Origin of the sequence: Sulfurovum sp., assembly GCA_026990595.1 — a bacterium.
Lineage (GTDB): Bacteria > Campylobacterota > Campylobacteria > Campylobacterales > Sulfurovaceae > Sulfurovum.
On the sequence record JALXCZ010000036.1, the window covers coordinates 1 to 19,947 of the forward strand.

18 protein-coding genes and 1 tRNA gene are annotated in these 19,947 nt (G+C 39.5%); 14 read left to right on the plus strand and 5 right to left on the minus strand.

Annotated elements, in window-relative coordinates; genetic code table 11:
* The 10 genes from MVE01_RS07645 to MVE01_RS07690 all read left to right on the plus strand — a co-directional run.
* A partial coding sequence (locus tag MVE01_RS07645; RefSeq protein WP_472561591.1) for a radical SAM protein occupies positions 1–821 on the plus strand: 821 nt, incomplete at its 5' end.
* A 74-nt stretch (positions 822–895) separates the two neighbouring features.
* A tRNA-Asn gene (locus MVE01_RS07650) sits at positions 896–970 on the plus strand.
* A gap of 313 nt (positions 971–1,283) precedes the next feature.
* Positions 1,284–2,162: a hypothetical protein gene (locus MVE01_RS07655; protein WP_472561592.1), complete on the plus strand. Its 879-nt coding sequence runs from the start codon at positions 1,284–1,286 to the stop codon at positions 2,160–2,162.
* An 84-nt stretch (positions 2,163–2,246) separates the two neighbouring features.
* Positions 2,247–2,714 (plus strand): hypothetical protein, encoded by a 468-nt coding sequence (locus MVE01_RS07660; protein WP_472561593.1) that lies wholly within the window; start codon positions 2,247–2,249, stop codon positions 2,712–2,714.
* 183 nt (positions 2,715–2,897) lie between these two features.
* Positions 2,898–3,896 carry a hypothetical protein gene (locus MVE01_RS07665; protein WP_472561594.1) on the plus strand — a complete coding sequence of 333 codons (999 nt, stop codon included), beginning with the start codon at positions 2,898–2,900 and terminating at the stop codon, positions 3,894–3,896.
* A gap of 70 nt (positions 3,897–3,966) precedes the next feature.
* The gene (locus tag MVE01_RS07670; RefSeq protein WP_472561595.1) at positions 3,967–8,568 is read left to right on the plus strand and encodes a hypothetical protein; all 4,602 of its coding nucleotides are present in this window, start codon (positions 3,967–3,969) and stop codon (positions 8,566–8,568) included.
* Positions 8,562–10,112 carry a PA14 domain-containing protein gene (locus MVE01_RS07675; RefSeq protein ID WP_472561596.1) on the plus strand — a complete coding sequence of 517 codons (1,551 nt, stop codon included), beginning with the start codon at positions 8,562–8,564 and terminating at the stop codon, positions 10,110–10,112. Before MVE01_RS07670 ends, MVE01_RS07675 begins: the two co-directional genes overlap by 7 nt.
* Positions 10,113–10,119: 7 nt before the next feature.
* Positions 10,120–12,060 carry a lamin tail domain-containing protein gene (locus tag MVE01_RS07680; RefSeq protein WP_472561597.1) on the plus strand — a complete coding sequence of 647 codons (1,941 nt, stop codon included), beginning with the start codon at positions 10,120–10,122 and terminating at the stop codon, positions 12,058–12,060.
* Between the two features lie 56 nt (positions 12,061–12,116).
* Positions 12,117–12,611 carry a L,D-transpeptidase family protein gene (locus MVE01_RS07685; protein WP_472561598.1) on the plus strand — a complete coding sequence of 165 codons (495 nt, stop codon included), beginning with the start codon at positions 12,117–12,119 and terminating at the stop codon, positions 12,609–12,611.
* 57 nt (positions 12,612–12,668) lie between these two features.
* Positions 12,669–13,088, plus strand: coding sequence for a hypothetical protein (locus MVE01_RS07690; protein WP_472561599.1), 420 nt, complete (start codon positions 12,669–12,671; stop codon positions 13,086–13,088).
* A 74-nt stretch (positions 13,089–13,162) separates the two neighbouring features.
* On the opposite strand, the gene MVE01_RS07695 is transcribed toward MVE01_RS07690, so the two are convergent.
* The 5 genes from MVE01_RS07695 to MVE01_RS07715 form a co-directional block, all read right to left on the minus strand.
* Positions 13,163–13,801 (minus strand): hypothetical protein, encoded by a 639-nt coding sequence (locus tag MVE01_RS07695; protein WP_472561600.1) that lies wholly within the window; start codon positions 13,799–13,801, stop codon positions 13,163–13,165.
* A 9-nt stretch (positions 13,802–13,810) separates the two neighbouring features.
* Positions 13,811–14,203: a hypothetical protein gene (locus MVE01_RS07700; protein ID WP_472561601.1), complete on the minus strand. Its 393-nt coding sequence runs from the start codon at positions 14,201–14,203 to the stop codon at positions 13,811–13,813.
* Positions 14,204–14,293: 90 nt separating this feature from the next.
* Positions 14,294–14,860, minus strand: a complete 567-nt coding sequence (locus MVE01_RS07705; protein WP_472561602.1) for a hypothetical protein — start codon at positions 14,858–14,860, stop codon at positions 14,294–14,296.
* Between the two features lie 12 nt (positions 14,861–14,872).
* Positions 14,873–16,723, minus strand: coding sequence for a TonB-dependent receptor plug domain-containing protein (locus tag MVE01_RS07710; protein WP_472561603.1), 1,851 nt, complete (start codon positions 16,721–16,723; stop codon positions 14,873–14,875).
* A 209-nt stretch (positions 16,724–16,932) separates the two neighbouring features.
* The gene (locus MVE01_RS07715) at positions 16,933–17,100 is read right to left on the minus strand and encodes a hypothetical protein (RefSeq protein WP_472561604.1); all 168 of its coding nucleotides are present in this window, start codon (positions 17,098–17,100) and stop codon (positions 16,933–16,935) included.
* A gap of 77 nt (positions 17,101–17,177) precedes the next feature.
* Here MVE01_RS07715 and MVE01_RS07720 point away from each other — a divergent pair, with 77 nt between their 5' ends.
* The 4 genes from MVE01_RS07720 (at position 17,178) to trpD (ending at position 19,927) form a co-directional block, all read left to right on the plus strand.
* Complete coding sequence (locus MVE01_RS07720; RefSeq protein ID WP_472561605.1) at positions 17,178–18,371, plus strand: tetrahydrodipicolinate N-succinyltransferase N-terminal domain-containing protein; 1,194 nt, start codon at positions 17,178–17,180, stop codon at positions 18,369–18,371.
* A 3-nt stretch (positions 18,372–18,374) separates the two neighbouring features.
* Entirely contained in the window at positions 18,375–18,611 is a 237-nt protein-coding gene (locus MVE01_RS07725; RefSeq protein ID WP_472561606.1) for a hypothetical protein, read from the plus strand.
* A 92-nt stretch (positions 18,612–18,703) separates the two neighbouring features.
* Positions 18,704–18,949 carry a S4 domain-containing protein gene (locus MVE01_RS07730; RefSeq protein ID WP_472561607.1) on the plus strand — a complete coding sequence of 82 codons (246 nt, stop codon included), beginning with the start codon at positions 18,704–18,706 and terminating at the stop codon, positions 18,947–18,949.
* Complete coding sequence (gene trpD, locus MVE01_RS07735; RefSeq protein WP_472561608.1) at positions 18,950–19,927, plus strand: anthranilate phosphoribosyltransferase; 978 nt, start codon at positions 18,950–18,952, stop codon at positions 19,925–19,927.
* The last annotated feature ends 20 nt before the right edge of the window (positions 19,928–19,947 follow it).

Consider the following 19,947-nt stretch of genomic DNA (forward strand, 5'->3'; position numbering starts at 1 on the left):
ACTGTCTTTACTGTGAGCTTGAGCCTGCCAAGACGATGACAGGGCAGGATGAGGTGTTGAGTGTTGGGCAGATCGTTGAAGCGATCAAGAAGGGCTTGCAAGAGCATGAGGATATTGATTTTCTTACTATTACTGCCAACGGGGAGCCTACACTCTATCCGCATCTTAATACGCTGATAGATGAGATCAACAAGATCAAGGGTTCTACCAAAACACTCATTCTCTCCAATGCTGCGACCATAGACGAGCCTAAGGTGCAGGAAGCTCTGCTGAAGTTTGATGAAGTGAAGCTTTCGCTTGACTGTGCAACGCAAAGCTGCCTTAAAAAGCTTGACCGTTCTCACAGCGGCATAGAGGTAGAAGCCATCAAAGCAGGGATGCTGGCATTTAAAAAGCGTTACAGCGGTGCATTGGTCATAGAGATACTCATTGTTAAAACGCTGAACGACAAAGCAGAAGAGATAAAAGCACTCAATGACTACCTGCTTAAACTGCAACCTACACGTATAGATATAGGTACCATAGACAGACCACCTGCCTTTGATGTAAAACCTGTAAGCTATGAAGAACTCTTGAAGATCAGCCATTGGTTTGACAGCACCTTGCCTGTCTATATCGCTTCACGTAAAAAAACTCAGATGAATGCTTCAAGTTATAGCAATGAACAGATATTGGACACACTTAGAAAGCGACCTTTGACCATGGAGGACATAGAAGTTTTGTTCGATGAAGAGAGTCAAAAAAGGTTTCAAAACCTTCTTAAAAGTGAGAAAATAAAGTCAGTTGAGACAAATGGTGTAAAATTTTACAAAAAAGCCTAAAAAACTCTTGACATTAAAGATGTTTTTGTCTATAATCTCACCCACGAAACAAGCACTCAGCTTTTTCAAACCATTCCGGCATAGCTCAGCGGTAGAGTAGATGACTGTTAATCATTTGGTCCCAGGTTCGAATCCTGGTGCCGGAGCCACTTTTTAATTCTCCCAAACAAAACACTCCAAGTTTAAAAATAATATGTAAAATGACATTTTTATTTTTCTGAAAATTCTATCATATAACGTTACAGCAGTCGTATTTTGACATTTTTTTGACATTTTTTAACTATAATAGAATATTGAAAATATATATTTTATAGAAAAACAGGTTCATTTTATTTTTTTACATTAAAAAATATGGTATTATAGTAACGGACAAGCAGTCACTCTATATAGAGCGAACAAATAAAAAACAGGGAGTATCACAAGAGTATGCACTTTTTCAGTAAAATTCTATGTACAATTTTTTTGTTCAGTGCTCTCCTTGCTGCTAAAGGTGTACCGGCAGGTACACAGATACTCAATGTGGCACAGTTGAGTTATCAGGTCAATGGTTTTGATTTTAACACGACAAGCAATACGCTGGTTGATGTTGTCGATCAGGTATTGGATCTTGAACTTGTATGCCAATCTACCCAAAATATCATTGTGCAAAACGGTGAAGTGAAACGTGCATTGCCTTTTGTTCTGGAAAATATAGGAAACGGTACAGACAATTTTTCTCTGACTCCCGACACCAATGCCTCAAGCCCTGAAGTAGACAATAGACTTATCTTTCTTGATGATGGTGATGGGGTGTTCAACAGTGCAGATGTACAGGTGAACGATATTAACTTGACAGCAGACCAGAAAGCAACACTCTTCTTTGTTAGTGACATTCCTGCTTCTGCTGCCTGGCAGTATTCCCATAACGGGATCGAAGCCAGATCAACCATAGGCGGTTCGGGAATACCCGGAAAAGACTACAATGTGAGTAACGGTACAGAGAACTATTATGCAGTAGACGGATACAAAGGCGGGGTAGAGAGTGCTTTGTGTACTTATGAGATGAACCATCTGAATCTGATACTTAAAAAATCTGCCACACTCTCAAGTGACCGTCTGTTTACCGGTACGGTCATTCATTATCGCATAGAAGCAACAGTCAAAGGTGAGGGGACGGTTAGCAATATTGTCATTAAAGATGTGATTCCCTCAGGTACAACGTATGTGCCCGGCAGTATTAAACTTGATGGTACAGCTGTTACTGATGCAGGACATTTTTCAGCCAATAGCATAGCTGTACCTGTGAATGATATGACCAGATCAGATACCCATGTTGTAGAGTTTGATGTAAAGGTTAATTAATGCTTCGATAAGCTCAGTTTCCGGTGGGAAGTTGAGCTTGTCGAAGACAAAATCGGAAGACAAAATTGATCAAAAAGGAAAAATATGATAAAAAAATTATTTACAAGTTTAATGATAGCCTCGTCTGTGATGGTTATGGGTCTGTATGCAGATGTAACCATTAAGTCACACTCTTACCAGAAAGTGGTGAAGAAAAAGAAAGCAAAATGGGTCAAAGCAACCAAAGTTGTACCCGGTTCTGTAGTACTTTATATGAATACTTTAAAAAACAGAGGTAAAGAGACAGCGCAAAACCTCACAGTGGTCAATGCAATACCTGCACATATGAACTATGTCAAAGGTACAGCAAAATGTAAAAGCAAATGCAGTGTGACCTACTCGGTAGATGGCGGTAAAACATTCAATAAACCTAAAAAACTTTTTGTCAAAGACAAAAAGACAAAGAAAATGAGACATGCAAAAGCAAAAGAGTATACGACCATCAAATGGGTAGTTGCCAAACTTAAGGGTGGTAAAAAAACCACAGTACAGTACAAAGCTAGATTGCAATAACTAAAGGATCATGGTTGACCCTTGAGGCGAACAGTTTAAGACTGTTTCCTTCAAGGGTTAGACTTTGAGGACGAGAGGTGCTATTCTTCCCTTCGACAAGCTCAGGAACCGAGTGTTTTACGGTATCTGAGCTTGTCGAAGATAGAGATGGCAAGAAAAAATCATGAAACAAAGGAGTTACTCATGAAAAAGAGTTTGGTAATAGCATCGGTGATGCTGTTTGGATTTATAGGGGCAAATGCGGCTATGACTGCGCCGGGAACGGACATTAACAATACAGCAACATTGAGTTATGACGTAAACGCTGTTCATCAAACAGCAGTTGATGCAAGTGATGCCGGATTTAAAGTTGATAGAAAGATAGATGTAGAGGTAGCAAATACAGATGCAGCAAAAACAGTAGATGTAACACCAGGTGCAACAGACCAAAATTTACATTTTACTATTGCCAATAAAGGTAATGACCAGGAAGAGTATACATTAAGTTATGCCGATATCGCTTCTGGAGATCAGTTTGATCCTACCAATTGCCAGATCGATGCAGGAGCAGGATTTGTTAACTTTACAACAACAATCACTATTGCAGCTGAAACCAATTCAAGTGTCACTGTACAGTGTGATATTCCTGCACAGGGAACTGTACATAATGATGATAACGGAACTATTGTTCTTACTGCAACAGTCAATAATCGCACAAAAGCAAATGATGATGTAGATGATCCAGCAGTTGTTCAAGATGTGTTTGCTGATGGGGCAGGAGAAACGGATGCTGTTAATAATGGTGACTATTCAGATAGAGGAACTTATCATGTAGTAAGTGCTGACTTAAGTTTGGCGAAAACATCTATTGTTACAGAAGATCCTGTTCATGCTGCAGGTGGAGCAGCAAAGCCACACAGAATACCTGGTGCAACGGTACGTTACTGTTTTGTTGTAGATAACAACGGTTCAGCAAGTGCAGATAATGTGAAGATTGCAGATGACTTTACAGCGGATAATAAAAGTGATTTAACTGTAGTTAAAGCAGGTTACACGGTACAGCCAAATACAAATGCTTGTGACTGTACTGCTGATGGTACAGACGCAGGTGTTGCAGCAGGTGCAACAAATGTAGAGATTACAGTAACACCCCTAAATGCAGGACAGAGAGAGTGTGCTTATATAGAAGCAACAGTGAACTAACATCTCATTCCCATCGAAATGATGGGAATGGGTCTAATAAAAATAATAAAATAAAAGAAAGGAGAAATAGATGATAATATTAACATATTTACGCAGTATGCTATTGTCTCTCTTTCTCCTTTCTTCTGTTTTATGGGGTGCAAATGTAGGAAATATCATCTCCAACACGGCAACATCGACCTATGTCATCAACAGTATAGACAAGAACAGTACCTCAAACGAAGTGAATCTTACCGTTGAGGGAACAGATGCGACCATAGAGTTCTTGAGTGCTGATCCGCATGGGGAGCAGACGCATATGCTGGGCGCAAGTGCTTATCTGGGAAGTGATGGCAGTTGGCACACCATGCCGGCACCCACACTTTCAAACGGCACAGTGCTGAGTACCACCGTGCCTATAGGCATGACAGATACCAATGCCTATAATATAGATGACCTCTCTCTTATTAAAGTTACAGATGCTGATCAGAATGTTGACAGTAGTGTACGCGATACTATTGATGTAAATATCACTTCGCCTTCAGGCGATAGTGAGACCGTAAGGCTCATAGAGACAACTCCCAACAGTGGTATATTTACCGGTTATATTGTACTAACCAACAGCAGTAGCAGCCATGGAGACGGCAGACTGCATGTTGAAGTAGATGAGCATATAGATGTTGCATATGATGACCAGGGGGTTGCTGCACGAACGGACAGTGCCATTATTGCTCAGCAAAAAGAGTTGAAAGTCTGGATAGAAAAACAGGTCAATAAAGAGGTTGCAAGTGTAGGCGAAATACTACTTTATACCATAACTGTACACAATGATGAGAGTTTTGTACTGAGAAATATGCAAGTGGATGACCATATGCCGCTTGGGTTAAAATATAAAAGTGGTACGGCGAAAATAGATGGGGTAAAGACTACACCGACACTCTCCAAAGATGGCAAGCATCTTTATTTCATCATTCCTGTGTTGCCTGCAAACGGCAGTGTGAAGATCACCTTTATAGCCCAAATAGGTGCAGGAGTACATAACCATGAAATAGCAAATGTTGCCATGGTCAATGATTCAGGCTGTCCTCTGCCAATGGCGAAAATACTTAATGGATCTGACAAAATAATCAATATACCAAATTTTGCTGCACGCAGATGTGTGTTCAGTTCCAACAAAGCAGTGGCAAGAACACGCATACAAGAAGAGTTGATGCGAAGCAAAGGCATCATTATAGGTCAAGTGTATGAATGTGCTTATAAAAAGAATAAAAAAGGACATGGTGTAGCCAATGTAAGACTTTATATGGAAAATGGTACCTATGTTGTGACAGACAGGAATGGTAAATACCATATAGAGGGTGTAGATGCAGGTACACATGTGGTTCAGGTAGATGAGGATATGCTGCCAAACGGCTATGTTATGGGAGATAATGCCCATCATGCACGTTTTGCAGGACGCGCCTTTTCGCAGTTCGTAGATGTGGGAAAAGGTGCACTCAAAAGAGTGGATTTCTGCTTGGATCGTACCGTTAAAGTGAAACAGGATGCCAATGCAACGAAAGTTGAAAGTAAAATAGCAGATATCTATGACTATAAAATACCTACATCTTTACCGCACATGCCTAAATATAACCGTGGACACTTACGAAACCTCAGAGGAAAAACAGAGATACTCTGGCCGCCTGAGAAATTTGTACCGAGCATTCCCAGTACACGTATAGCTGTTGTGCACAAAAAAGATCAAAAAGCTGAAGTATGGTTGAACGGGCAAAAAGTCAGTATGCTTAACTATGAGGGCAGGGTAACAGACAGTAATAACTCCACAGTGATAGATACCTACAAAGGTGTGGATCTGCTTGATCAGACCAATACCATCACGGTACGTTTATTGGATAAGCAGAACAGACTTCTGAAGCTGTTAAGACGCACTTTGCATGTTTCCACTGCCCCTGCAAAAATAGAATATGTGGAGAAAAACTCATTCGCAGTAGCAGACGGTAAACATTCTCCGGTCATTGCGGTGAAATTCATAGATGCAGACGGTTATCCGCTTCGTACAGGGATCACAGGGACATTCAGTATTGAGAGTCCGTATCAGTCACAGGTTGCCCTGGATCAGTTGCAGGAAGATCCTCTGGGTAGCACTGCAGGTGAAAATAGATATACCATCGATTCAGATGGTATAGCCTACATTAAACTGCAACCGACAACACAGTCGGGTACGGCAACACTGCACTTTAAGATACAAGACAGAGACGAAGTCATCCGTGCATGGCTGAAACCGCAGCTTCGTGAGTGGATCATGGTAGGATTTGCCGAGGGTACGGTAGGTTACAATACACTCAAAGGACATAAAGAATCTTTAGCATCCATCGATGCAGAAGACAAAGTTGTTACCCAGGGTAGAGTCTCTTTCTTTGCAAAAGGGCGCGTTAAAGGTGAGTGGCTGCTTACCATGGCATACGATAGTGGCAAAGATACAAAAAATTCAAAACTTTTTGATGAGATAGACCCAAATACCTACTATACGCTTTATAATGACGCTTCAGTACAGAATTATGAAGCATCTTCGAGAAAAAAACTCTATCTCAAAATAGAAAAAGAGCGTTTTTCTGCACTTTTGGGTGACTTTAATACAGATATGACTGTCACAGAACTTTCACAGTATTCTCGACGTATGACAGGGATCAAAAGTGAATACCATGGAGAGAATCTGGAGGTCAATGCTTTTGCAGCACATACAGACCAACTTTTTATGAAAGACGAGATAAGAGGGGACGGAACTTCTGGTTTCTACCACCTTAAAAACAAACCTGTTGTGCGTAACAGTGAATCTGTAACCATAGAGGTTAGAGACCGTTATCATAATGAACGTATCATTGAGAAAAAAAGTCTGCAGAGATTTAGAGATTATGAGATCGACTATGACAGGGGGACACTCTATTTCAAAGAGCCGATCTACAGTAATGATAAAAATTTCAACCCCAGATTCATCGTGGTGGATTATGAGACAGAAGGTGACGGGAGCAAACATTATACCTATGGCGGCAGAGCCGCTGTAAAGGTACATGGTGGTGCAGTGGAAGTAGGCGGAAGCTACATCTATGAAGATACGGCAAAAAAGAAGAGTGAACTCTACGGAGCAGATACTACTGTTAAAGTGGGCACACATACAGTGATGAAAGCTGAGTATGCAAAAACAAAAACCACACAGGACGGCAATACGACCTATGGTGATGCGAAACTGGCAGAAATAGAATATATCGCAAACGGGCTCTATGTCAGAGGGTATTACCGTGAACAGGAAGATGCTTTTGGCTTGGGTCAGATAAGTTCCAGTCTGGGTGCTACAAGGAAGTTCGGGTTGGATGCCACAAAAACATTTGAAAACCGTCTTCTTCTTAAAGCTTCAGCCTATAGAGATACGGATCTGTTGAATGATAAAGACCAGGATGTATTTGAGACAAGGGTACAGATGAATCAGACTTTGTGGTCTGCCTATATGGGATACAGATATGCAAACAATACAGACAGTGCAGCAGTACACCAAATATTACTGGGGGCTTCTTATGCTTTCTTTGATCAGAGGTTGAAACTTTCAGTGACTCATGATCACTCTTTTGGAAAAGATGAAGACAAGCTTTTCCCTACCAAGACAACAGTGGGTGTTGATTATGCCGTGACATCAAATGTAAATCTTTTTGCCAATTACGAATGGGCAAAAGGGCGGGATGACCATGAGCTTGGACGTGTAGGACTGCGTTACAGACCTTGGTCTGGTATGACGTTTGAAAATACGACCGTCAGTGAATTTAGCAATGACACCACACGTATTTACAATACACTGGGTATGATGCAAACCTATCAGTTCAACAAGAACTGGAGTTTTAATATAGGATATGAAAAAGGTCAGCTTCTTGATGGTAATCTCACTGATGAAGAAGATACATTCGATGCCTACCGTTTAGGGGTCAATTATCATACAGACACATGGACGGCTCTGATCAACGGTGAATACAGAAATGGTGGGAAAGAAAATAAATATAATATCACCGCAGGGATCTATACCCAGGCAAATGAAGCACTGGCACTGGCATTAAGTGCAGGCTACAATAAAGTCTATAATGATTTTAAAAGCCAAAAAGATGCGAATCTGCGCTTCTCTCTTGCCTACAGACCCCAACAAACAAACTGGATAGTGCTGGATAAGCTGGACTATATCCATAATACTACAGTTGAAACAAGTGATTCGACAGGGCTGACTACAAGAATAAGAACAGAAAAGATCATTAATAATCTCAATTTAAACTACACACCAAGTAATGATTTTGAGATCTCGTTCCAGCATGGTATAAAGTATGTAGCAGATACGGTAGAGTCTTATGAACATACCGGGATTACACAACTTTTCGGTATAGATACCCGTTATGACCTGACAGAAAAATGGATGATAGGTGCACAGGGATCTGTTCTTTATGCACAAAGTGCAGACAACTGGGATTATGGTTTTGGACTCTATACAGGATATAACATTTTTGAAAATATGCTTCTTACTCTGGGGTATAACTGGGAAGGTTTTGAAGACAGGGATTTCTCTTTGCAGACCTACCGCATAGAAGGACCGTATTTGCAGTTTAAAATGAAGTTCGATCAGAAGAGTTTGAAAGATATGGTTAGGTTAATGTCATGGTAGAAAAAAGTAAAATAATATTTTTTATAATAATATTTTCTTCTTTACTTTCTGCAGCTCCATTGCAATATTTGGCAAAAAGTATCGGCCCTGATTTAGGTGGTAATGCTAACGGATTTGAAAATGTATCCACAGCATTTCATAGTGATTATCATCGCTCAAGTGGAGTGTATGATGATGCGTTGGACGAACATGTTCCTATAGGATTCAGTTTTCCTTTTAATGGGAGCACTTACAATGAAATAATTATTTCATCTAATGGGATACTTTATTTGCGTACAAGTGGTGCTTTCAACAATGACAGTGAGCGATCTGCAGCAGCAGATTACACCAATCGTCAGTTAAACAGTTCAAGTACGCCCGATAATGCTATAGTACCTTACTGGGATGATCTTTATCCAAGTGCCAGCGGTACAAAAAAGACAATAAAATATGATACTTTAGGATCTGGAGATGGTAAACATTTTGTTGTCTATTGGAATGAAGTACCACGCTATGGTAACAGTAATTCACAATATACATTTCAAATTGCCCTCTATAAAGATGGTACAATTAAATATAGATATAAAGATGATAACAACAATGATGCGGATGGAAATTCTGCTACGATAGGTGTCAAAGAAGATTCAAGCCATTATGATCAGAATACATATAACACCTCTAATATTGATCAAGGTAAGGATATCGTCTATCGTCCATATAGGCATTTGACTCCTGTAAGCCCGGCATGTCAAACACCTGTACCCAAGATAGGTATGCAGACATTTCATCAGAATGATGCCCATCCAAAAGATGAATATGAATTTATTACATTAAGACAAAACAATACTAATCCATTTGGAAGCGGATACCAAGATCAGATCAATGGAAGTGGCAATCCATATGGGAATAATGATAAGTATTGGAGTAAATTTCATGGATATATTTATCTTCCGGATACAGGTATCTACCAGTTTGGGGTAGATGGAGATGATGCTGTAGAAGTTTATCTTGATGATAAACTTATTACCGGATGGTATGGAGGACATGGAAAACATAATCATGCAGAATATGTGATCAATGTAGATGCACAGGCAGGATGGCATAAGATACGTTTCTATCAGGAAGAACGAAATGGTGGAGACAACTACTATCTTTACTGGAAACGACCGGGAGGCAGTATGGAAATTGTCCCCTCTTCCCGCTTTTTTCATTGTCTTCCTGATCTTTCCAAAACATCTTGTGTAATAAATGATCCTGTTAATGGTACTACAAAACCAAAAAGAATTCCTGGAGCTACTATACGGTATGCCTTATTGGTAGACAATACTACGGATGATACTATGGATAATGTAATAGTAGAAGATACTGTATCAAGTGATTTTGATGCAGCATCTATTAAGAATCTTCAGATACAAAGTGGGGACTGTGACTGTATAGGTGTTTCTTCTGCAAGTAGTAATGGTGCAAACGGTACTGCAGATGGAGTAAATCCTGTAAAGCTTGACTATGGAAGTGTGAGTGACAACTCTAAAGAGTGTGGGTATTTTGAAGTAGATATAAAGTGAGATGGCTATGAGAGGAATATTTTGGTTATTTATTGCTTCTTTCTTCTCCTTGTTTCTTCAGGCAGAAGTTATTACCTCAGACTTGGAATATCAGAGAATAAGTGGAGTTGGTTACAGTTGGCAAACGGTCAATCTAGGTAACAGTTACAGTGATGCCATAGTAGTATGTACCAATGTTCTGGCAAACAAAACAGATAATGAAGCAGTAGTACGCATCAGGAATATTAATTCCAGCAATTTTCAGGTGAAAATTCAGCATCCAAATGACAGTGATCCCGGTTACAGTACGGATGTCTACTGTATCATCTCAGATGAAGGTAGCTATACAATTCCCTTTAAATACGAAGCACACAAGGTACTCTCAGATAATACCAATGGAAATACAAGCCCAAATAACTGGAGTGCAGCAAGAGCAGAAGAGGTTACGGGCAGTGTGACACAGTCCTATACAAAGCCCGCAGTACTTGGTCAGGTGATGAGTTATAATGATCATAGATTTTCGATTTTTTGGTCTTTTAACTGTCAAAACAGAAACAGAAGACCCTTTCAAAGTAATAACAGAATATGTGTAGGAAAGCATGTAGGACAGATAGGGCAAACCCGTAATAATGAAACTTTGGGTTATTTTGTAGCTGAAGCCGGGATCTATGAACTGGAAGACTTTTCTATGGCGGTGAACTATGGGGGAGACAGTATTCGGGGTATTGGCAACAACCCACCTTACAGTTATACTCTGGATAAGGCATATACGGACGGCATTGTGCATCAGGAAGCTGAAGATGGCGGACAAGGAGGATGGGCAGTCCTCTATGGTGCAGCACCGTTTGGTACATCATTGGATATGGGGATTGATGAAGAAACGGTACAAGGAGATACTACACGTACCCACACGACTGAAGAAGTAGCCTATTGGGTAATGCTGAATGATCCGGTTACACCGGCAGAACTGGTGATAAATGAAGTACTTTACCGGCAAACAACAAATGGCAGCAACAATGATGAGTTTGTAGAGTTTTATGTGACACAAGGGGGTGATCTGAAAAATTATCTTTTCACAGATCAAGATGGAGCAAGTCATCATTACCGTTTCCCAAAACATACAGTCAGTACAGGCGATTATGTGATTTTACATATCGGCAGTGGTACAGATAGTACTGTTGGAAATGTACATCATTTTTATATAGGGCGTTCAGAGATATTGAATAATGGGGGAGATGATGTTTCTTTATATCGACCCGTAAATACAGATATTACCATTGTGGACAATCAGCCACTCAGTGTTATTCCAAGTGATTACATGGCTTATGGGAGTGGAGGAGCTGTAGATAGCATATCTACAAGCCAACTTGGGGTAACGGTAAACTGGAGTGGGGGTGAAAATAGCCGACTAAGTGGGGCAGGTACAGGTGAGTCCATCGCCTTGACTCCCAATGCAAATGACAGTGATACTTCTCTATGCTGGGAACTTTCTGCTACAACGGTTGCAAGTAAAAAAGCAACAAACTGTACAAACTATATACCTACCCGAGATACCAATACCAATGCCGGACAGACCAATTCTATCACTCTCAGTAACACAGCCATGCCCGATATGCACATCACCAAAACCTCTATCGTTACAGCAGACGGAGTAAATGCTACACATCCAAAACGTATTCCCGGTGCCACGATCCGTTATTGTTTTACGGTAGATAATACAGGGGAGGGGAATGCAGACAATGTCAAGATAAATGATTCGCTTGCAGGCAACGGGAAGGACAACCTAATGTATGTCAGATCGGGGAAAGTCATTCAGGATATAGCGACGGTCTGTGATTGTGCGGCTATTTCTGACACCTCAGGCAGCATAAGCGGTACGGATGTAACGATAAATGTAGGTACACTCACCGGAACCGGTGCGACAGCTACATCAAGAGGGTGTGCCTATATAGAGACGACTGTGAAATGATGCACAATTTCTTCACAGAAAAAAGTTAGACTTAAAAAGAGTTAGGAGAATACACTATGAGATATAAGATAAGAGGGATACTTTTTGGGTTATTGATTATATCAATACCTCTTTGGGCATATCAGGAAATAGTAGTTGATCTCTCTGAGCAGAAAGCCTATGCGATAGAAGATGGGTATATAGTATTTGAAGGGCGTATCTCATCGGGGAAAATAGGCAGAGAAACTCCAAACGGTGAATTCAAGATACTTCAAAAAAAACGTAAACATGTTTCAAACCTCTGGCCAAAACCAAATGGTGGAGCAAAAATGCCCTATATGATGCGTCTGACAAATAGTGGTATTGCGATGCATCTGGGGTATGTACCCAACAGACCTGCTTCACACGGATGTATTCGTCTTAAGAACGGTTTTGCACAAAAAATGTATCGATGGGCAAGAGTAGGAACACCTGTGTATGTAGAAGGAGATGCACGTGACTATTTGGATGCAAAACGATTTGCAAAAGAGTATTACGGTGATGAATATGGGATTGTTGATTATCATGATTAATGCTTTGTTAATGTGATAACAATATAATAAAGCTCATTTATAAAAAAGGAAAATAGAATGAATAAAATAATATTAATTTCAATGGTGGCAGCTTCAGCACTTTTTGCCGATATGGCAACAGGTATAGTAAAAGACGTAGCAGTTTCCAAAGCTAAAGCACAAGTGAAAGAGACAGTGATCAAGAAGGTTGCAGGCGATGACCCCGTAAAACAGGCAGTAGCCAAAAAAGTAGCTGACAAGGTAGTAGGTGAGCCCAGTATGGCTGATAAAGTAAAAGGTGCAGTAGCAGATAAAGTGATGCAGGGTGATGCAGAGGGTAGTTCAGGTGTTGTAGACAAAGTTGTCAAAGGTGCTACCAAAACAAAAGAGCCATCTCTCAAAGACAAAGCTGTTGATATGGCTGCCCAAAAAGCAGTTGGCTCAAATCCTCTTAAAAAAGCAGCAGCAAAAGAGGCGATCAAGTCTTTGGCGCATTAATTTTTATAAGTAAAGGGGCTTCCCTTTACTACTTACTTCCCTTTTCCATATGATTCATGTTTAAATTATATATACTATGATGTTAAAGTCGTTTTGGAATTTTTAATAGTTGGTGAGAGTTGATGAAGATGGTATGATTCGATGTAATGTTTCTCCGATTCCAGCTTTTTTATAGATTGTTCTAATGTAGTGATCTTACGCTCAATTGGCTCCAGGAGAAGTAGCATATTTTGTTTTTGAAGTTCATGTTCAAGTAAAGACAATTCAATATCTTCAATTTCAATTTGTAATTTTTTCAATATCTCATTTCTATTTTTAAGTATTTTTTCACGCTCTTTAGATGTATGTTCAAGGTGGGTAAGTTCACTTTCAAGCTCACTGATCACTATAGATTTTTGGCACCATTCCTCTGTAAGCCTTTCAAGAAGACGTAGTGCATAGTCCACTTCTTTTTCTGTTGAGAGCAAGGCATTGGCATGAGGCTCTTTTTCTTTATGAAGTAGTAGAAGCTGAGCATGTAGATTTTCTATTTTACGTGTATGGTTATGAAGTTCTTTAGCATATGCGCTTATATTTTCTTTATAAAGTGTATCAAGTGCACTAAGAGCTATGGCTACCTGCACTTTAGCTTGTTCTGAAGTATCATTTTTGTCTCTTTTCGATGAAGTTTCTTGTGGAACTACCGGTGTAAGCTGTGTGAATGTATCTGCCATACTGACCTCCTATGAATCTGAAGTGTGGTTTTGTTTGTTCTGACGCTTTTTTTGCAGGGATTCTATTTTCGCCACAACTTGATTTTTGGTTCCTTCCTGTAGTTTTCGTTCCATGTTTTCAATAGTATGGTTCAGGGAAAGTATTTCTTTCTCTCTTTCAGATTCTTTTGTAAAATACTCTTTTTCCTGTTCTGCATGACGTTGATGCAATGCTATGATCTCTTTTTCTTTCTCCTGAAGCAGGATATTTTTCTGATTGCACTTATTAACATAAAAGGCATAAATACTTACTATAAACAATATTAAAAAAAATATGGAAAGATAGAGAGAAGTATTTTGCATTGCTTTTTCTCCCGCATTTGCTGTGTGTATCAGAAGTAGGGCTAGAAGTAGGTGTCTCATAAATTATTCCTTGGGATTAGTGCGGTAATATTGGTAGATATGGTAAGATATAATACCTTAATCATTGCTATTATATATTAGAAATTTCCTTTACTGTACGCGTTTAAAACTTTTTAAAATTAATAGTATTACAACGATCTCAATGCCAACAAGTAAAAAATGCAAAAAATAGACTTGATTCTGATTACTTACAATACCATAGTGTGCTATGATCTTATAGAAAAGATAGGAGACACCCATACCTAAAAGGTATCCTAATTGTTTCACCGTATCAAGTCTGGTTAAGAGTATATCTGTTTTAAGTAACAGTGTTTCTGCCCTTACAAGGTAAGAGCCGAAAACAAAGGTGATCTGATATCCTATATAAATGATAAGTGCTGTTTGATAAGTGTAGGGAGAGGAAAGAAAATAGAGCATAGCCAAAAGCAGAATGATCTCTACAAAAAGAGAGATCCTGAAAAACCATTTGGTATTGAGAATGGTATGGTAGAGTCTTGCAATAAAAAGCATCCCTAAAGCAAGCACTACTCCGCCAAGTGAATAGACGGAAGGCTTAAGCGGTGCATACAGCGTAAAGATGGCTCCTACACTCAATCCCAAAAAGAGGGAGTTGAAAAATTTATATCTGATGAACCATTCCGGAAGTAGAGTTAGCATAAGTGATTATACCTAAAAGCTGTATTTGATCTTAGCGTAGATCGCTCTGCCTTCAGTTGCGTATCCGTAAACAGATTGATACTCTTTATCGAAAATATTTTTGGCATGAATGGATACATCTAAATTTTTCATGATCTTTGTACCGAAATTAAGATTCCATAACGTATAGTTTCCTGTTGAAACATTGGATGCAACAGGATAGCCACCGTCTGTATCTACACGATCACCGATATACTTGGCATTGATACCAAAGTGTGTATTGGTATCTGTATAATAATCTATTGCTGCATTAATAGTGTCTTTTGCACGTCTGACAAGATTTGTTCCATCTTCTTTTTTGTATTTAAAGAGGTGTGTATAATTTGCAGAGAGATTAAGGTTTAATGATGCGACAGCATAGCTTCCTGAGAGTTCCAAACCTGAAAATTTTGATTTTCCACTCACATTATAATAACCAAAATTAGTCATATCGTAATCAATACTATCTTCCACTTTATTGTTAAAGTAAGTTATAGAAAGAAGCTTTTTATAGTCTGCGGAAATATCAAACCCTTTGGTATAACTTGGTTTAAGTGAGGTACCAAAGATAGTATTAGCCAATTGATAAGAGCTGGGTGCATCATAGGATGTATAATAATTTGCAGAAGTGGTAAATCCTTCCAGAAAATCATGATGATGCTTCAGACCTATTTTATAGGTTGCTTTGTTGTTAAATGTACTATAGTTGTCATATCTGAGATTGGTTTCCAAAAGTGTATTATGATTGATATTGTAGGTATTTGACAGGTAAACAGCTTTGTTGCTGTAGTCTGCCTGACTCTTAGGAAAGGTATTATATTGGTTAAATCCGTCTATGTCTTTATACTCTAAACCAAGTACAGCTTTACCGTTTGTATAAGAATATGCATTGATAAATGTATACTCTTTTAATGTTGCTTTGTAAACATTATGTCCGTCACCATAGAATCCTGTTGTGTAATAGTCTCTGTTATATTTCCCTTTACTGGCATGTAAAATAGTACTGTAATTATCAAGAGTAAAATAATAATCCAATGCAATATTGCTTTGGTCAGATGTTGCATGAGAGTAGTCATCGTTAGCATGTCGTGCAGAAAAACTGTCATCATACTCTGTTTTGGTCTTGATACGATTGTAATGAATATCTATCTTGTTATAGGTATCGAAAGCATATCCAAGTTTTATAGTGTAATTTTTATTTTCATATCCGTCATCTTCTGCCGATCTTGGTGTCAGTGCAGAAAAACCGTTTGTTTTCAAATAAGAAGCTATGACCTGTGCTGTAATCTTCTCATCTTTATACATAAGGTCTGCATCAGCACCTTTTGTTGTATAAGAGCCGTAACGCAATGCGAGTGAACCGTGTAGTCCGTCTTTTGCTCCTTTTGTGATGATGTTGATCACCCCTGCACTGGCATTGGAACCCCAAATACTGCTGCTGCCGCCTTTGATAATCTCAATGCGTTCGATGTTGCTTGTTGTAAGACTTTCAAGAAGGGCTGTACCATTGGTTGTGCTTGGATCATTTAAACGCATGCCGTCTAAAAGGACAAGTACTTTCCCTGAGTCAGCTCCTCTGACAAAGAAAGAGGTACTTTGTCCTAAGCCACCGGCATGGTTTACCGAGATACCGGCTACTGTACTGATAGCCTGAGAAACAGTCTGATAGCCATTCTCTTCTATCTCTTCAGCTGTGATCACTGTTACTTGTGAAGTAGTGTCTTTAATGGATTGAGGGGTTTTATTTGTAGAGATAACCGTGATCGGCTCTAAGGTTTCATCTGCAAAAGTGCTGTTTGTTAAAAGCAGTGTAGCTGTAATTAGGCAGAGTGGTTTAATTTTCATTTTGTTTTTCCTTATTTTTTGTAGGTTTTTACTCGTTCCCATGCTTTGCGTGGGAATGCATATTTAAATTTTAAAATAATGCCTACCCATTGCTAGATGCAAAATGAGTAAATTGTGTTTTTATTACCACTTAACGGTGGAATTGAATTTGGATGTAATTTATAGTGCCGTATGCATTCCCACGGAGACCGTGGGAACGAGAAATAAAGTTATAGTGTTAATGCAGGAGGTGAAGTTTTATACTCTTCTATTTTGAAGGCATGGTCATGGTACTGATAGTTGCTGTCACATCGGCTCAACCTGTGTAATGTTGAATACATCGCTATCACTGACAGTGAAAAGTACTGTTTGGTATGTCCCCGTAAATATTTCTTCATAGGCGAATTGTACCCTCTCTATCTTACTATTAAATTAAAAAAAGTATAATATCTCTAATTATTTTTAGGAGATTTTTATGGCAATTGAAACAGTAGCATCAACAGATGCGTTTAAAAAACTGGTAGCAGAGGTTACTGCACAGAAAGGTTACAGAGAGCCAATGGCATTTGCTATTGCAAGAGTAGACAGAGGGCAGAAAAATGCGGAGAAAGTACTTCAGGCAAATTTTGGGCTTATTAACTGGAAAGAGAATTTCGGGTCTGCGGCAGTTTTCATCAAAGCACTTCAGGAAGCAAAGTGCAAGGTTGATTTTTCCGGTTCTGAGTTCGTTGCAACGATCAATGACAACTTTGTAGAAAATGCTATGGCAGCCTTTGCACCATACCTTGCAGAAGCAACAGGTGATGCACATAAGAACGTACAGGTGATCAAAACACTTGCAGTGATGGAAGATATCGGTAAAGATTTCAGGATTGTATTCCTGTTTGAAGATGTAAATCCAGCGTCTGTGGAGGCAGTGTATTTAAAACTTTACGCACTTTCTCTAGGTAAAGCTGAACTCAGAAAAGTAAACCTCAATGGTGCATTTGGTATTTTATCTAATGTCGCATGGGTAGGGAATACACCGTATGAGCTTGACTATCTCAGAGAGAATGAAATAGAGATGAAACTGAATGGTACTTACCCTGTGGTAGATTCTGTAGATAAATTCCCAAGATTCCTGCAGCATGTGATTCCTGCAGACAATACACGTATTCTTGAAGCATCCAAAGTAAGAATGGGTGCACAGCTTGCTGCAGGAACCACAGTGATGCCTGGTGCCTCATACATCAACTTTAATGCTGGTACTCTTGGACCGGTGATGGTAGAAGGTAGAATTTCCAGTTCTGCAATCGTAGGTGCAGGCTCAGATGTAGGTGGCGGGGCAAGTATTCTTGGTGTACTCTCCGGAACGGATGGTAACCCTATCAGTATCGGTGAGAATACACTGCTTGGTGCCAACTCAGTCACCGGTCTTCCTCTTGGTGATGCATGTATCGTAGATGCAGGAATTACCATTTTGGCAGGTACGAAGATCAAGATCGCTCCTGAAGAGTTGGAGAAGATAAAAGCTGCAAACCCTGAGTCCACACTTGATAACAAAACAACCTTTAAAGGTGAAGAACTGCAGGGTCTTAACGGTATCCACTTCAGACAGAACTCTCTTACAGGTGAGATCATTGCCAGAAGAAGTACAAGAGAAGTGAAATTAAATGAGGATTTACATTAGTCAATGAATGAAGAAAATGTTGTAGAACGTGTTTGTCTTTTGGCACTTATGAAAAAAGAGCCGGATGAGACACTCAAAGATATACAAAAAATGCTTGTAGATACAGGTATGTTTGATATGAAAGAGTGTAAGGCTGTTTTTAAAATGCTTAAAAGCGAACAGTATATCTCTGAAGAAGGTGGGCTTACTATGAAGGGTGTCATGGAAGCAAAATTGGCTGAGGAGATGTTTAAACAATAGCTTTTAAAGGTGTTGTCATGGGACAACACCCTACGGAAAAAGAATGATAATGTAGGGTGTTGTACCCCTACAACACCAATAAAAGGAATCTAATGCGTGTAGATAAATGGCTCTCAGCTGTCAATGTGGTAAAACGTCGTACGATTGCTACAGATATGTTAAAGTCCGGTGTTGTATTTGTGAATGATATGAAAGCAAAAGCATCCAAAGATCTGAAAGTTGGAGATAAAGTTACGATAGAATATCTTAAAGGTGCGAAGTCCTATGATGTATTGCAAATTCCTAAGACCAAGACGATTCCAAAATCTCAAAAAGAAGAGTTCGTAAAGGAGCTTTAAATGGATATAAAGACCCAATTTGAAAAACTGTTTAACAACGAAATGCCTACAGAGGAAGCACGTCAATTTCTTATAGACCTTTATGAAAAAGGAGAGACCGGATCAGATATTGCTGCTGCAGCATCTGTGATGCGGGAGCACTCGGTGAAACTGCCTCTTTCAAATGACTTGAGAGAAAAAGCGATCGATGTTGTGGGAACAGGAGGGGATAAAAGTGGTTCATTCAACATCTCTACAACGGTTTCACTTCTATTGGCCTCTCTTGGATGTGTGGTTGCCAAACATGGAAACAGAAGCATTACCTCAAACTCCGGTTCTGCCGATGTGCTTGAAGCTTTGGGGATCAATCTGAATCTTTCAGTAGAAAATCAGATCAAGATGCTTGAAGAGACAGGGTTTACTTTTATTTTTGCTATGAACCATCATCCTGCCATGAAGCATATTATGCCTATTCGAAAATCCATAGATCACAGGACGATCTTCAATATTTTGGGACCATTGACCAACCCTGCAGGTGCAAGAAAATATCTTTTGGGTGTATTTGATCCGGCATACATTAAACGTATGGCTGAAGCACTGCTTGAGCTTGATACTAAAAGAGCATATGTGGTAAGCTCCCATGACGGTATGGATGAGATCTCTTTAGCTACAAATACCTCCTTTGCCTATGTGGAAGCAGGACGTATTTCAGAAGCTGAGATTAACCCTGAAGCGATTGGTTTTAAACGGGCACCCAAAGAGGCTATCTTAGGTGGTGATGCACTATTTAATGCACATATAACAAGAGATATCTTTTCAGGTGAAGAGCGTGGAGCTAAGAGAGATATTGTGATACTGAATGCTGCTTTTGCACTTTTTGTGGACGGCAATGTCCGTGATATAGAAGAAGCTGTAGAAATGGCAAAAGAGGGGCTTGAGAGTGGGAAAGCCAGAGAACATTTAAATAAAATAGCTGATGTAAGTCAAAAATTGGTGTAAATGTAGGTCGGGGTGCCCTC